The following is a 15807-nucleotide window of genomic DNA, read 5'->3' as shown; positions in this document are numbered from 1 at the left end:
TTCACCACGCAATTCATGCGACCAATTCGACAGTCTGACCGGCGGCTTGATCAGGCGCTCGTGTGCAGAAGTAGTTTAGTACATAACTCGTCTCAGGCGTATCGTACATTGTGTGTAATGGCAGGTATATCAAATCTGGTTCAATAGAAGTCATGGCACGCTATCTAACATCATCCTGCACGCTGCGACCCCCTTACCTCACTCCCTGCCCTGCTCTGCTCCCAATGGGGGAGTGGGTAGTTGGGAGTGGGGAGTGGGGAATGAGCGTGCTCCAGGTGGGTTCCGGTATCTTTCGCCCCTCCGCCCGGTCTACCTCCGCTGGAGGGATGAGTAGGGGGTGCGCCCCATACCTCACTCTCTGTCCTGCTCCGCATCTGACCCAACCCGCCGTGCCTGCTTCTCTCGGAATATCGCACCATTAACCAGCATCACTGTGGGAGCCATTCCTCATTGGAGGTGTCCGCCTCCAATGAGGATGGGTCAGGAGGGCGGCGACTGAAGCCTATCATCAATCCAGTCTACCTTTAGCACAAAAGACCAATGCAATTTGGACGTTGTCAGTCTGGCAGTCAGCGAAACACAAAGTATAAACCGACACTGGCAAGGCCAATGTCGGAAAAGTGGCAACCTGTAACGTATTTATCCACTACCTCGTAAGCGGCGCAGCTCTGCTTCGAGTTCACGTAAACGAGCTTCGGCCAATCTGGCTTGCTCTTCAGCGGCTGCCCGCGCCTCGGCTTCACGGCGGGCCTGTTCTTCGGCAGCCGCCCGTGCAGCCGCTTCTGCCGCCCGCGCCTCGGCTTCGCGGCGGGCCTGTTCTTCAGCGAGCCGTGCTCGCTCCTCAGCAGCAGCGCGAGCCTCAGCCTCGCGGCGGGCCTGTTCCTCGGCGACAGCTCGGGCAGCCGCTTCCGCCGCCCGCGCCTCGGCTTCGCGGCGGGCCTGTTCCTCGGCGACAGCTCGGGCTGCCGCTTCCGCCGCCCGCGCCTCGGCTTCGCGGCGGGCCTGTTCTTCAGCGGCAGCGCGAGCCTCGGCTTCACGGCGGGCCTGTTCTTCAGCCGCTGCCCGTGCCTCGGCTTCGCGCTGGGCCTGGGCCTGCGCCGTTTCTGCCAGTTCCATCATCGCGGTGTAGTTCCCCATCACCTCGCCCCGTTCGTTGTAGCACACTACGTGGTTGTCCGTGATCCCTAACCACAGCCGGGCACTCTCCAAATACACCCGTCTGTGCTCGTCCGGCGGGTGCAGCACGTAGTGCTCCCCCACCAGTCGGTAGTCCAGCAACCGCAGCCGGAGCGGCTCTTCCCGCGTCAGATAATCCACGATCACGTACTGCGCGACCCCCGCCCGTGCGTAGTGCTCGACTTTGCGCACCAGATCGTTCTCGCGGGTCTCCGGTGAGGTGATTTCGATGATCAACGCCGGACGCTGCCCCTCCTGCGCGACATCAAACGTGCTCCAGTTGTCCTGTTTGGTGATGCCGGGAATCACCATCACGTCCGGGCTGTGTGGCCGTAGTCCGGGCACGTCCCAGGCGATGCGGATGTCTCTCATCACGATGGCTTCGCCGGTGCGTTCGAGCCACGCCTGTAACACATCGGTGAGGTAGCGCTGGTCGGTTTCGTGACGGATGCTATGCACGATGAAGTCTCCCACCTCGGGATGAAGGACATCCTCGAGGGTGAGCGGCACCTGCTCGAGGTGGAATGGGTCGTCGGGGGTGGGACGGTGCACAAAGCGCCAGCCGTAGCGAAACGGGTCGTCGGCTGGGGCCGATGGTGGGTCGGGAACCAGCGTAGTTTTGGGCGACGGTTGGCTCATAATGAAACCTCCCTGCTGGGATGGGTAGCGGTTGGGAAATAGTTCTGGATTGGTATTGTACCACAGCGGTCATCTGGCATGCTGGCCGGTGATTGGTGATGGGGTGCGCGCAGGGGGCACCGGTACGTGGGAAGCGTGAGTGTGGCATGCTGCACTCCTGGATCAACACGGTGTTCTGATATATAAACCGGGTCAGGAGTGCAAAAGTAACGCGGATATGTGGAAAAGATAGCGAAGCAGATCGGCTGAGTGGGTGGGGCGTGCCGGCGTGCGGTTTGAGAGGGTGTTCAGGAGGCTAAAGTCAGCCAGCCTGATTGCCGTGCTGACGATAGGCATACTCTGGTGATGTTGTGATCAAGAGCACCACGTCGTTCGGTCAGCCCAGTCGGACGGTCAGGTGCCTGTGGAGACAATGTGTTAACGCTTGCAGAGCTGCAATAGCCCACGGGTGGGAGTCAGGTCGTGTCGTCCGGTCAGCTTCAGCGGGGCGGCAATGGGGTGAGACCGGGTTGTAAACCACCATCCCTGAGCAACTCAATGATCGTGACGAGCACACACAGTATCCTCGTGACCAGCCGGGTCAACGGCGTGCCACAGGCCGGATCGTGAGCACGGCTGCCGCACGCCAAACGCCGCGACCCGCGCACGACGAGCGGGTAAGGCAACCCATCCGGTGTGAGGTGTCACTGGATGGTCGACAGTCTGGGAGCAGGACAGGCTGTTTTTGTTGATTCGCAAGCGTTTATGTGCCTGTGCGATAGCCTGGCAGCACGACAGCCCAGCTTTTATGAAATAAGTTCGACTGTCGTTCCCTGCCAATCTACCGATTACGCCTGGCACTCCTTCCCCGCCGTTGAGCAGCACCGCAATGGCTTTCACGAGCGGCAGAGTAGCAATCTGCCGCTCATTGCTTGCCCGCCAATGCGTAGCGAATACCTTCTTGCAGGGTAGCCTTTGTCTTCATCGCACCTAAGTCAGCGCCGATATGCACCAACGTCTGAGCAATTTCAGGACTAATTCCGGTTAAGACCACTTTAGCACCCAGCATTCTGGCCGCCTGCGCCGCGCGAATCAACGCTCCGGCAACCTGCGTATCAACGACTTTCACGCCGGTAATATCAATAATGGCGACCCGTGCCTTGTATTCGGCCACGCCGTACAGCAAACTTTCCATAATTTGTTGGGCCCGTGCTGAGTCGATGGCTCCAATCAGCGGCATCGCCACCACACCGTCAGCAATTGGCATGAGCGGCGTACTCAGTTCGCGCAACGTGGCCTGTTGCGCCTGAATTATCTGCTCTTGCATGGCTGCTCGTTCGCGTTCGGCCTGACGTTGGGCAGTAATATTGCGGGAAAGCACCATGACGTTATCTTGCAGCAAGACCATGCGGGCTTCGTACACCTCAACCTGGTTGTCAATCTCAATCTGGTACTCGAACGTCTGCATCTCGCCACTACGCTTGAGGGCGTCGATTCGCTGCAGGATTTGTGTGGCGAGTTCAGGTGGCAGCACCTCAGTCACATGGCGGTTGAGGAACATTTCAGGGGGTACCAGCAGGCGACCGGTAGGATCAGGCTTGTAATTGAGGAAGACACCATCGCTGCTGAGCAAGAACATGAGATCGGGCATGGCAGCCAGTAGTGTCCGGTTTCGCTGTTCGCTTTGTCGCAGTTCTTCTTCAGCCTCTATCTGAGCCGTCACATCGCGGTTAATTGACGCAAAGCCGGTCAGTTGACCGTCACGGTTGTACAAGCCAAGTGCGGAAGCCTGTACCGTTATGAGTGATCCATCGCTACGCACATAGCGAATCGTTGTGTGAACGGTCTGCCCCTGCTGCAATGTTTTGGCGATGTCTGCCAGTTGCTGGTGATCATCGGGATAGGTGATGTCAACGACAGTTTTTCCAATCAGTGACTCGTAGCCAAGCATGGTGCAAAAAGCCTGGTTGGTATATGTCATACGCAATTGCGTATCGGCGATGGCAATACCATCAGGGGCAAGTTCGACCAGGAGTTTAAAGGTTTGTAGTTCTTCTTCTTGCAGTTGCTGCCTTGTGCGCATGTGATGAAGCTGGTCGATATCGTGAGCAATGGCAGTGAGTGATGAGAACTGACCGTTGTCGGTGTAGTGAATGGCAATGGTCCAGCGCAAATGCAGGATAGAACCATCGCGGAGGAGAAGTCGGCTTTCAAATGTGTCAGAGGGTTGTTGTTGAGCGATCAACGCACGAAAGTGCTCTCTTGCCTGATCTTGCTCTTCAGGGTGAATGAATGTCCAGGCAATTTGCTGAAGACACTCTTCAGGAGTCACCCCAAAGTATCGCTGACAGGCCGGATTGATGTAGGTGATTCGCCCGCCGGCATCTATTTCTACTACCAGAAGATTGGTCGTTTCGATAATGCGTCGTAAACGATCACGTTGTGCTATACACTCAGCAAGCAGGCTGTCTGTTGAGTTGTCGTTGAGATTCATAGCGTGTTTTCCTGGCTGCCTTTCATTATAAAGCCCATATCTACTATACCATCTCTATTGTGTTTAAACCAGATAAGACTGGGTGTAGAGAATATTGTCTTTCGTAACATCTCTGGTTATGGTGGTGAATAATATTCTTCCGATGTTTCGGTGTAATCGCGTGTTATCCTTCGTATAAGGAACTATGGCACTCTCGCAAGCCATACCGGGTCAATCCCTGTCATTGGGAACCAGTTGCTCCACGGCCCGCTTGTTTGACGCTCCTCCTTTTTGTTGGTATGATCGCTCTAAAGGGGAAAAAACAATGGTTTCCTTTCCCCTCCCTGCAACAGGAGTTTGCTATGCCCGGTGACGATAAAACTGAGTCGCGCAAGATCGATCATATTCGCATTGTGTTACATGAGGATGTGGCTGCCAAGGGTATCGTTACCGGGTTTGCTGCGTATCGTCTCCCGCACCGTGCCTTGCCTGAGCTTGATCTTAACGAGGTTGATACCCGCACAACGTTTCTGGGTAAGCCCATTGCCGCACCGTTGTTGATCAGTTCGATGACCGGTGGTACAGCCAGTGCTGAAAAGATTAATCTGGCGCTGGCCGAAGCTGCTGAGTATCTCGGTTTGCCGATGGGAGTTGGCTCGCAGCGGGCCGCAGTAATGGATCCCCGGCTTGCCTCTACCTACCAGGTACGGCGAGTTGCGCCGCATATTCCCTTGCTGGCAAATGTTGGCGCTGTGCAGCTCAATTATGGCTTTACTGTTGATCATTGCCGTCGGGCAGTGGAGATGATTGAGGCTGATGCGCTGATTTTGCATCTCAATCCACTTCAGGAAGCTGTCCAGCCCGAGGGAGATGTCAATTTTAAAGGACTGTTGGCCAGGATCGAAGAGGTTTGTCGGCGATTGGAAGTACCGGTTATCGTGAAAGAGGTTGGTAATGGTATCGGTGCCGCTGATGCGATCCGGCTCTACGAGGTAGGGGTGCGCATTATCGATGTGGCGGGGGCTGGTGGTACCAGTTGGAGTGAAGTTGAACGCTTCCGGCAACCAAACGACACCGGGCGCCGTGTGGCGAGTGCTTTTGCCGATTGGGGGTTGCCGACAACCGAGTGTATACGTGAGGTGCGCGCCGCGTTACCCGATGTGACGCTCATTGCTTCAGGTGGCGTGCGGAGTGGGGTGGATGTTGCGAAGGCGATTGCGCTGGGTGCCGATCTGGCCGGTACTGCCCGTCCGGCACTTTTCGATGCCATCAATGAGCGGGGAGCTGAGGCGGTGATTGAAGGGTTGGGGGCATTTATCCGCGAACTGCGGGTGGCTATGTTTTGTAGCGGCTGTGCCAATCTTCAGGCGCTGCGGAACCTGCGCCTGGGTGAGCGCTCGTAGCCTGCGGCGATGGCCGATATATGTATGTTCACCATCTGTTTCTGCGCGATTTCCGTAACTACCGACGCCTTGATCTCGCGCTAGCACCGGCAACCACACTCTTTTACGGGCCAAATGCCGCCGGCAAAACGAGTTTGCTTGAAGCAATCTTCTACCTCGCGACAACGCGCTCGCCACGCCTGAGTAGTGATCGTGAACTGGTGCGCTGGGATGCAGTGGGAGAGGCGGGTACCCCGCCGTTTGCCCGTATCGCTGCCGATGTAGAGCGGCGGATCGGGCCGGTGCGCCTGGAGGTATTGGTACAACGACGGGCAGACGATGATGGGCAGCCACTGAACGGTGCGCAAAAGCTGGTGCGCATTGATAAGCGTCCGGCGCGGGCAATCGATCTGATAGGTCAGTTGCGGGTGGTGCTCTTTACCCCTACCGATCTGACGCTGGTTGATGGGCCACCGGCAGAACGGCGACGTTACCTCGATATCACGCTCTCGCAGCTCGATCCGCATTACGTGCGCACATTAGCGCATTATCAGAAGATACTCTTGCAACGAAACAGTTTGTTACGCGCCTGGCGCGAGCAGCGACGAGTGCCACGCCACGTTGATGCCGAGCTGGCCTATTGGGATCAGGAGCTAGCGGCGGCTGGCGGGTATCTGCTGGCCGAACGGTTACGCGCAATTGTTGAACTCAATGATCTGGCCGGCCCGCTCTATCAGGAGATGAGCGGTGGCGAAGATCGGTTGCAGATCGAGTACGCAGCCAGTTGTGACCTGGGAACTGCAAGAGATGCCGGCGGCCTGGCCGAGCGCTTGCTGCTGGCGTTTGCAGCCCAACGCAGTGATGAACTGGCCCGTGGTCAGACCCTCTGCGGCCCTCATCGCGACGATCTGATCTTCACGGTGGCCGGGATCAATCTCGGTCGCTACGGTTCCCGTGGTCAGCAGCGTTCGATTGCGCTGGCGTTGAAGATTGGTGAGGCCGGTTTGATGCGACGGCGCAGCGGTGAAGCACCGGTGCTGCTGCTCGATGATGTATTGAGTGAGCTTGATGCTCAGCGCCGCGCCCATCTCCTTGCCTTGATCCATCATCCCGATCAGCAGACGCTGCTTACCGCTACCGATCTCAGCGATTTCAGTGCCGATTTCCTGGCTGCTGTCCGTCGCTATCGGGTTGAAGATGGTCAGGTGTTTGCCGGCTGAAGTCGGCGGTAGATAAATGTAAGTTGACGCAATCTGTCGGCCAGTTCTGCGCTGAGCGCTTCAGCCGAAAAGCGCCATGCCCAGTTACCACCCAATCGACCGGGGGTGTTCATGCGCGCCTCTGATCCCAGACGCAAAACGTCTTGCAATGGCGTAATTGCATAGTTAGCAACAGACATCATGCCCAGGCGCATCAAATCCCAGGCAATATCAATCGTCTCTTCAGTACGGCCAAGGTAGGTCAACACTGCCGCACGGGTAGCCGGATCGAGGGTGGCAAACCAGCCAATCGTCGTATCATTGTCGTGCGTGCCGGTATAGACGACATAATTCGGGGTGTAGTTGTGGGGTAGGTAAGGATTGGCCGGATCATACCCGAAGGCGAACTGGAGCACCTTCATGCCGGGTAGTTCAAATGCCTGGCGGAGGGCTTCAACTTCAGGGGTAATCAAACCAAGGTCTTCGGCGATGATGGGAAGTGTTCCCAGCTCGGCCTGCAAGACGTTGAAGAGGTCGGCCCCCGGCCCTGCTACCCAGCGCCCATCTACCGCAGTCGGTGCACTCGCCGGTACTTCCCAATAGGCTTCAAAACCGCGAAAATGGTCGAGGCGCAAGATGTCGTAGAGCGTGAAGGCCTGGCGCATGCGGGCGACCCACCAGCGGTAACCGGTGGCGGCCATGCGTTCCCAGCGATACAAAGGATTGCCCCAGCGCTGACCGGTGGCGCTGAAGTAGTCTGGTGGTACACCGGCAACCACGGTCGGTCGACCATGTTCATCCACAAAAAAGAGATCACGATTGGCCCACACATCGGCACTGTCGTCGGCAACAAAAATGGGAGCATCGCCGATGATCAGCACACCCTGCTGATTGGCATAGGCTTTGAGCGATTGCCACTGGCGGAAGAAGAGAAATTGCAGATATTGATGGTAGGCAATCGTCGTCGCCAGTTCATGCCTGGCTTGCCCAAGGGCGGCCGGTTTACGATCACGCAAATCGGGACGCCAGTCGTGCCAGCTTACGCCCCCTTGCGATTCCTTGATGGCCATAAATTGAGCATAATCGGTTAGCCACTCCGCGTTGGCTTCGCAGAACCGCTGATAGTCTGGGCGCAAGTGCGCACCGTGACCGCTCTGGAATCGCTCGAAGCTACGACGCAGCAGGGATTGTTTGGCTGGAATGAGTGCCCCGTAATCAACCCGGTCGGCGGGTAATCTGGACAGTGTGGCCCGTGCTTCCTCAATCGTGAGCAATCCCTGTTCGATGATGTCATCCAGACTGATCAACAATGGATTGCCGGCAAAGGCCGAAAAGCACTGGTAGGGCGAGTCACCGTAGCCGGTAGGGCCAAGCGGGAGCACCTGCCAGAGTGATTGCCCCGCCGCAACCAAAAAATCGACGAATCGATACGCCATCGGGCCAAGATCACCGATTCCCCATGGGCCGGGTAGGGATGAGGGATGAAGGAGAATGCCGCTTGCCCGTTGCAGTCCAAATCCTCGCACCTGAACTGGAGAGCCGTTAGTTGTTGTCATGTTCATTCTACATCCGCCATCAAGCAGTTGGGCCGTTATCGAAACTGAGCGGTATTGTAGCATATTGTTGTGGATGCAATCAATTTGGCGGGTAGGAGGGGGGAGGAGAGAGGAGAGAGGAAATAGGAGATAGGAAATAGGAAGTAGGAAATAGGGTAGGTAGGAGAGAGGTGAGAGGCGTGAGGTGAGAGGGGAGAGAAGAGCTGTAGGAGCGGGGTGGGTGTGAGCCAAATCTTGCTTAACGATGTGCATTGTTCAGGTGTGGTATTGGCGAGGCGGTTAGTTGTCGTCGGTGTGGCGTAAGGGCGACGCATGCGTCGCCCCTACTGGCGGCCAGCAGTGCATCTTTCAGGTGCAGTATTAGTGCGATTGTTGGCTGGTATGTCATGACTTCTGGAACTTATTTCATAAGAAGCTGTGTTGTTGTGCTACCAGATCATCGCACAGTCTCATGAACGCTTGCCAATCGCCAACGACAGTATATCGTGCTTCCAGCACGCCGGTATGGAAGCAATGCATTACCCATACCTGGTGTCAACCACGTGCGTATCAGCGGGTATGATCGCTAGGGGTGCTGTTGTGGGCGACTGGCCCGGTGGCAGTGCGCCGCTCCAGCCGTGCCCGCACGTGCTGGATGGATTGCCGTACCCGCTCGTCATGCACGTGTCGCAGCGTTTGGGGTGCGGCAGCCATGCTGCCGCGCCAGCCGTGCTCACGATCCGGCGCGTGGCATACCGTTCCCCATCCTGGTCACGGAGAAGCTGGATGGATCGTTTCGATCATCGAGTCGGTCGGGCATGCATGCGATATCTGTGCGTAAAGGTGTCGTTGCACCAGGTTCGTGTCTGTACACCAATGGCTACAGCCAGCCCCTGCCGGCGGTGGAGATGATGCCTGCACGTGGGCTGGAAGCCCATGCCACGGGAAGCCACAGAGAGCGCTTGCAACCCGGCCTAACGCAGCGCGACATGTGGGTAATGCATAGGGTGTGGAAGTGAGGGTGGCTGACGACCATCTCTGGCGCGATCACGTGCTGAATTGGTTGCATTGCATGTTCAACAGTGCGGTAGCCACGCTGCCACACCTGCCGTGCTCACGATCAGGCGCGTGTCACGCCGTTTACCCTGCTGGCCATGGAAATGCTATGTGTACTCGTCACGATCATGGACTCTGTCAGTAATGAATGAGATAACTTCTACGCTGCCAGATTGGATGTGAGAGGTTTGGCGGTTTTGGGTGCGGCAATAATTCGGCAAGGCCTTCATTGCATATGCGTGGATTCCGTAGGGGCGGGTTCTGAACCCGCCCCTACGGACGGTGTATTTACTCCTTCACATCGCCATGTAATGAATCGCACTGGTAGGGGGCACCGCCGTGTATCCCTGCTGGCTCCCGGCAGGTCATCGTTGTCACATTCGTCATTTGTCACTACCGACTACCGGGCAACGGTGCGATCAGATCAGGGCATGTCGTATTGGGGGTGCCGGTTGTAACTACCCGGAAGAAACCTATCGTCTGATGCCCGGTTTGAACACCGTTGAAAGCAATGGCCCAGATGCCGGGTAGCGCATTGGCGGGTACTTCCAGGCAGTACCGTTCCGTAACGCCGTTCGTGTCGGGTGTAACCTCTGTGCCTGCCGCAAAGCTGGTGCCATCAGCACGGAACACGGTAATGGTTACCGACCGATCATTCGTGTAGCCATTGCCACGTGCGGAGAGGATGCCTCCGGCGGTAACGGTTGTTGCGTTCACCTGGACGCCCTTGTTACGTGGTAGAGGTGGAACACCGGGTCGATTATCCACAACATCGCGACCTAATGGAGTGATGATCATTTCTTCAGCAACCGAGTCGTACTGTAATCGGGCGCGCTCGAACCACTGAGTAGGGTATTGTCTACCATTTGCCGCTGTTTCACGTCTCTGGCTGCTAATTGGAAGCCCGAAGAGGGCAATCCGTTCACTGTCAGTGTAGCCACGCTTGTCGTCCAGGTTCAGACCATTGCTCTCCCAAAAATTCTTAAATTCATCACAGACGTTAAATCCGGTCTCCTTGAAGAAACGACAACCTGCCCGTTGAGTTTCTGGCGGAGATTGGGGCAGAGAGGGTTCCTGTTTGAGTTGAAGGAGGCGTTCCAATCCAATCTTCTGGAGAGAAATCTGTGCTGGATCCGTGTTGCCGAGCGGTTGCTGCATGATGACGTTCGCAAACGGTTGTGCTAAAACAGCCTCACCATTCACCGACTCGATCCGGGCCGGCCCAAGCGGATAACCAAAGATTCGTAAAGCGTTACCTTTTGCGCCGGTGATTGCATGAGCATCGTTACTCCGCCAGAAATCGGCAAAACGTGGATCGACACATTCCTCATGATCGGTGAAGCAGATTGGGTCAGAACCTGATGCTGCACCTGGAGATGCCGGAGATATGATGGTGCTCACGAGGAAGACCGCCAGAACAAGCGTAACTCTGTACATAAGCGGTCCTTTCATTAACTCAGATAGAGTGGTTCACATAGAATCCATCCGAATAGATACATCGAGTCTATGTGAATAGGGGGGGAGTATTACCCTCGACTGGCCTGGTAACATTTTCTCGATGGAGTCACAGTATATCACACTGTCAATTGACAGTCTAGCCTCTCTCGGCTATACTCGGCTCCGTAATCGGGCGCTCCGCGATAGCGCCCTGATCGGCGAAGCGGCCGGCAGGGAACCCTCCCCGTCAGAGGTGTAAATCTGCGCAAAACCGTCTCGGCGCAGCGATGGCAATGACTTGCTCATCGGTTGCGCCGCTTCGTTGTTCGTGTTCGGATTTGCAGATGCTCACAAGGAGTCGACCGATGAGAGTCCGCGTTGTTCACTGGCCGTTGTTGGTGCTTGTCCTGTTCAGTCTGCTGGTAGCTGCCTGTGGAACGCAACCGGCTGCTCAACCAACGGCTGGCCCCGCTGAACCAACGTCAGCCGCCGGCGAGGAGTTCACTTTTGGGATGGTGCTGGTCGGGCCAATTAACGATGGTGGCTGGAATCAGGCCCATTACGAGGCCGCCCAGTATGTGGTTGAGAAGCTGCCGGGCGTGAAGTTTATCTACATTGATAAGGTCAATCCGGCAGATCGACCGAATGTCAAGGTTGAGCAGGCTATCGAAGAGTTGATCGGTCAGGGGGCACGCCTGATCATCACCAACTCGGCGGAATTCGCCGATGGCACTAATGTTGCTGCTGCTGCCCATCCTGAGGTGGCGTTTATTCATGCGTCCGGTGACAAGGTGCTGACCGGTGAAGCGCCGGCCAATGTGCGAAACCTGATGGGTCGTATGGAATACGGGAAGATGATTGCCGGCTGTGCGGCGGCGCTGACGACTGAAGCCGGGCGGCTGGCTTACCTTGGCCCGCTGATCGACCCCGAGACTCGCCGGTTGGTGAATTCAACCTATCTCGGTGCACGTTATTGCTGGGAAAACTATCGCGGTCGTTCAGCAGATGATCTGGCCTTTAAGGTGACATGGATCGGTTTCTGGTTCAACATTCCCGGTGTGACGCTTGATCCAACCAAGGTTGCTAACGATTTTATTAACGAGGGCTACGACGTTATTCTGTCAGGGATCGATACCACTGAGGCAATTGTCGAAGCCAATAAGGCAACGCAGGCCGGGAAGCGGGTCTTTGCGGTGCCCTACGATTTCAAAGGTGCCTGCGCCCAGGGTGAGGCGGTCTGTCTGGGTGTGCCGTACTTCAATTGGGGTCCCGATTACAAGCGTCTGGTTGAGCTGGCCCGCGCCGGTCAGTGGGAGCCGGCCTGGGAGTGGGTTGGGCCGAACTGGAGCAACTTGAACGATCCTGACACGAGCATGATCGGTTTTGTGAAGGGGCCGGCGCTGAGTGCTGAGAATGCCGCGAAGCTTGATGAGTTCATTGCAAAGCTGGCCGATGGTAGCCTGAATCTCTTCACCGGCCCACTGTACTATCAGGATGGAAGTGTCTTTGTGCCGGAAGGTCAGGTCGCCGACGATAAGACGATCTGGTATACCTCGCAGTTGCTGGCCGGTATCGAAGGTCAGAGTGCGCCGTAATAACCACGTGGTAGAGACGGGCATCTTGCCCGTCTCTATTTGTTAGCGGAGTGAAGCGTCTCTGCAAGATTGAAGATTGCTTAATCTTGACTGACACGACGCCCCCACCCTCGTTCCCGCCCCCAGCGGGGGCGGGAACGAGGGTGGGGAAGGCTTCCGCTGGTGGATGCCGGGTCGGGGTGGTATGCGCCACGCCCCCACCCTACCCCGCCCCCGCTGGGGGCGGGAATAGCGGGGGAGGATGGTTTCCGCTGGCGGGTGCTGGGTCAGGGTGGCAGGCAATTCGCCCCCACCCTACCCCGCCCCCGCTGGGGGCGGGAATAGCGGGGGAGGATGGTTTCCGCTGGCGGGTGCTGGGTCAGGGTGGCAGGCAATTCGCCCCCACCCTACCCCGCCCTCGCTGGGGGCGGGAATAGTGGGGGTGAGGAAGGCTTCCGCTGGCGGGTGCTGGGTCAGGGTGGTATGCGCCACGCCCCCGCTGGGGGCGGGAACGATGGGGGGAGGATGGCTCTCGCTGGTGGATGCTAGTTCAGGGTGGTATGCGCCACGCCCCCACCTTACCCCGCCCCCGCTGGGGGCGGGAACGACGGGGGATGGTTCCCGCTGGTGGATGCTGGTTCAGGGTGGCGATACCCTGCAAGGTGTGTCTGCACTGCCCGGGAAAATCTGAATGTGTCATTGTCTGGTGGCGTGATCTGTTCTTGATGGGGAAGATTGGTTCTGATAAGCACAAACCGGTAAGCGCATGCGGATAACGGTTGAACATCTCACAAAACGATTTGGGTCGGTGTTGGCCAACAATCGGCTTACCATTTCGTTTGCCGCCGGCCAGATACACGGTGTGCTGGGCGAAAATGGTGCCGGTAAGAGCACGCTGATGAAGCTGTTGTCTGGCTATATGCAACCGGACGAGGGGCAGATACTGTTTGACGGTGTGCCCAGCCGGTTGTGCGGGCCGGCTGACGCTCTGAAGGCCGGGGTGGGGATGGTGCATCAGGAGCCGTTAGATGTGCCGGCCTTTTCCGTATTAGAGAATCTGCTTTGCGCTGCGCCACGAGGGGTCTTCTCGTCGCGGCGGGCCGCCCAGACGGCATTGCTGGAACTCGCTGAACGATTGGGTTTTGCGGTTGATCCGGCAGCCCGCCTCGATCAGTTGACGATTGGGCAGCGGCAACAGATTGAAATTATGCGCCTGTTGTTGTGTGGCGCACAGGTGTTGATTCTCGATGAGCCAACTACCGGCATTACCGCAGCGCAGACACGGGCCTTGTTCGCGGCGTTACGCCAGATTGCCGCTGAAGGCCGTACTATTCTGTTTGTCTCGCATAAGCTGGAGGAAGTGGCTGAACTGTGCGATACGGTCACTGTGTTGCGGAATGGTGAGGTGGTGCCACCCGGCCAGTTGCCGATGCCACAACCCCAGGAGTATCTCCTGGCGCTGATGTTTGGCGATGCCGGTGCTTCGTCAGCAGTCTATCGTCCGCTACCGGCCATCACCGCCCCACCGGTGTGGGAGTTGCGGCAGGTAACGGTGCGTAGTGGCTCGCTTCAGATCCACGATCTTAATCACACCTTCGCCGCCGGGCGTATCATCGGGCTGGCCGGTCTTGATGGCAGTGGTCAGCAGGTGTTGCTGCGTTTGCTGGCGGGTCAGATCACGCCAGAACGTGGGCAAGTTTTGGTTAACGGGCGGGATCTGACCGGCGCCGGTTCGCTTGCGTTTCGTCAGGCCGGGATTGAATATTTGCCGGCGGATCGGTTGCACGATGGGATGATTGGTGCATTTTCGCTCACCGATCATTTTGCTTTGCTGCAACGAAACGGGATGATTGTAGATCGTCGCTCGGCTGAAGAGCTGGCCCGGCAGGCGATTGCCGATTATCAGATCAAGGCTACCCCGATCACGCCAATTGCGGCGCTTTCCGGTGGTAATCAGCAGCGGGCTATGCTGGCGTTAGTGCCGCCGAATGCCCGGGGTATTCTTGCCGAGCAACCCACCCGTGGCCTGGATGTCGCTTCGGCGCGGGCGATCTGGGGACGCTTGCAGGCTCGGCGCGACGCCGGGTGCTGTGTGGTCTTTGCGTCGCCCGATCTGGACGAGATTATGGAGTATAGCGATGAGGTCATCGTGTGCTTTGCCGGACGGATCGGTCCGCCGATGCCACGGGCACTGTTGTCGTCAGGACGATTGGCCGAGCTGATCGGTGGGGTCGGCTTTGAGGCGTTGGTGGAGGCGGTATGAAGCGATCTACCCTGATCACGCAGGCGACACGACCACTACTGGCGCTGCTGGCCGCTTTTGCGTTTACTACGCTCGCTCTCCTGAGCACGGGAGTATCGCCGCTTGACGCTTACCGGTTGGTGCTGTTCGGTGCATTCAGTACGCCGGTGCGCCTGAGCGATATGATTATGCTGGCTGCGCCGCTTTTGCTCTGTGCGGTTGGGCTGAGCATTACTTTCGCCGGTGGACTCTACAACCTCGGTGTCGAAGGGCAGATGATCATGGGCGCGATTGCAGCGATGGTTCCGCTGCGCCTCTGGCCCGATGTGTCGCCTCCGCTGCTCTGGTTGCTGGCTGCGTTATGCGGAATGGCTGGCGGCGCGTTCTGGGCCGGTCTGATCGGTCTCTTGCGGCGTTATGCCGGTGTCAGCGAAATCTTCGCCGGGCTGGGGATGAACTTTCTCGCCAGCGGTATTGCCATGTATATGGTGTTGGGGCCGTGGCGACGACAGACATCGGCGTCGTTGTCGGGAACCGATTTGTTGCCGCGTGAACTCTGGTGGCCGACGATTGACCGGCTGCGGTTGGCGCCGGCTGCGCCGGTGATCGCCTTGCTGGCTCTGGCTGTTGTCTGGTGGGCATTAACGAAGACGCGCTGGGGGTTGGAGGTGCGGGCTGTCGGGTTGAACCCGGCGGCAGCCGGGCGGTTGGGCGTGGCGGCTGCCCGGCGGATGCTGGAGACGCTGGCTGCCTGTGGTGCACTGGCCGGGCTGGCCGGTATGGTACAGGTGGTGGCTGTCCATCACGCGCTCATCCCAAATATTTCGAGTGGGATCGGTTTGTTGGGTTTGCTAGTGGCCTTACTGGCGCGGGCCGATCCGCGATGGTTACTGCCAGTTACGATTGCCTTTGCGGCCTTTACCGTAGGGAGTATTCAGTTGCCGCTGACATTGGGAATTGACAGCGCTATTGCCGGTGTGCTTCAGGGGGCATTAGTCCTCTTTGCATTGGCGACGCGCGTGCGAAAGGACACCCAGGCCGCACGTGGCTGATGAGATATATCGACGGCATAAGATACATCAAAACCAGCATAAGACATAGACATCGTGTGATTG

The 15807-nt window shown here is 57.6% G+C and carries 10 protein-coding genes; 5 read left to right on the top strand and 5 right to left on the bottom strand.

The features are described from left to right. Window positions 1-639 precede the first annotated feature (639 nt). Entirely contained in the window at window positions 640-1815 is a 1176-nt protein-coding gene (locus CAUR_RS20360; protein WP_012259709.1) for a Uma2 family endonuclease, read from the bottom strand. Between the two features lie 904 nt (window positions 1816-2719). Continuing rightward, window positions 2720-4288, bottom strand: coding sequence for a PAS domain S-box protein (locus CAUR_RS20355; RefSeq protein WP_012259708.1), 1569 nt, complete (start codon window positions 4286-4288; stop codon window positions 2720-2722). Between the two features lie 341 nt (window positions 4289-4629). Between CAUR_RS20355 and fni the strand changes: the two genes are divergently transcribed. Next, window positions 4630-5670, top strand: coding sequence for a type 2 isopentenyl-diphosphate Delta-isomerase (gene fni, locus CAUR_RS20350; protein WP_012259707.1), 1041 nt, complete (start codon window positions 4630-4632; stop codon window positions 5668-5670). A gap of 20 nt (window positions 5671-5690) precedes the next feature. Next, the gene (recF, locus tag CAUR_RS20345; protein WP_012259706.1) at window positions 5691-6869 is read left to right on the top strand and encodes a DNA replication/repair protein RecF; all 1179 of its coding nucleotides are present in this window, start codon (window positions 5691-5693) and stop codon (window positions 6867-6869) included. Here the strand turns inward: recF and malQ are convergent. The 3 genes from malQ to CAUR_RS20330 all read right to left on the bottom strand — a co-directional run bounded on the left by malQ (window position 6851) and on the right by CAUR_RS20330 (window position 10876). Then, the gene (malQ, locus tag CAUR_RS20340; protein ID WP_012259705.1) at window positions 6851-8404 is read right to left on the bottom strand and encodes a 4-alpha-glucanotransferase; all 1554 of its coding nucleotides are present in this window, start codon (window positions 8402-8404) and stop codon (window positions 6851-6853) included. The genes recF and malQ overlap by 19 nt on opposite strands. Window positions 8405-8953: 549 nt before the next feature. Then, entirely contained in the window at window positions 8954-9097 is a 144-nt protein-coding gene (locus tag CAUR_RS21325; protein WP_164927838.1) for a hypothetical protein, read from the bottom strand. Between the two features lie 735 nt (window positions 9098-9832). Then, window positions 9833-10876 (bottom strand): hypothetical protein, encoded by a 1044-nt coding sequence (locus CAUR_RS20330; protein WP_012259704.1) that lies wholly within the window; start codon window positions 10874-10876, stop codon window positions 9833-9835. A gap of 365 nt (window positions 10877-11241) precedes the next feature. Between CAUR_RS20330 and CAUR_RS20325 the strand changes: the two genes are divergently transcribed. The 3 genes from CAUR_RS20325 to CAUR_RS20315 all read left to right on the top strand — a co-directional run bounded on the left by CAUR_RS20325 (window position 11242) and on the right by CAUR_RS20315 (window position 15744). Next, complete coding sequence (locus tag CAUR_RS20325; protein WP_012259703.1) at window positions 11242-12471, top strand: BMP family lipoprotein; 1230 nt, start codon at window positions 11242-11244, stop codon at window positions 12469-12471. 745 nt (window positions 12472-13216) lie between these two features. After that, window positions 13217-14713, top strand: coding sequence for an ABC transporter ATP-binding protein (locus tag CAUR_RS20320; RefSeq protein ID WP_012259702.1), 1497 nt, complete (start codon window positions 13217-13219; stop codon window positions 14711-14713). Beyond that, complete coding sequence (locus tag CAUR_RS20315; protein WP_012259701.1) at window positions 14710-15744, top strand: ABC transporter permease; 1035 nt, start codon at window positions 14710-14712, stop codon at window positions 15742-15744. The genes CAUR_RS20320 and CAUR_RS20315 overlap by 4 nt, the downstream gene beginning before the upstream one ends. The last annotated feature ends 63 nt before the right edge of the window (window positions 15745-15807 follow it).

It is taken from the genome of Chloroflexus aurantiacus J-10-fl, from assembly GCF_000018865.1.
Lineage (GTDB): Bacteria > Chloroflexota > Chloroflexia > Chloroflexales > Chloroflexaceae > Chloroflexus > Chloroflexus aurantiacus.
Note: the sequence above shows the minus strand (reverse complement) of the source record. Positions and strands in the feature narration are given on the sequence as shown.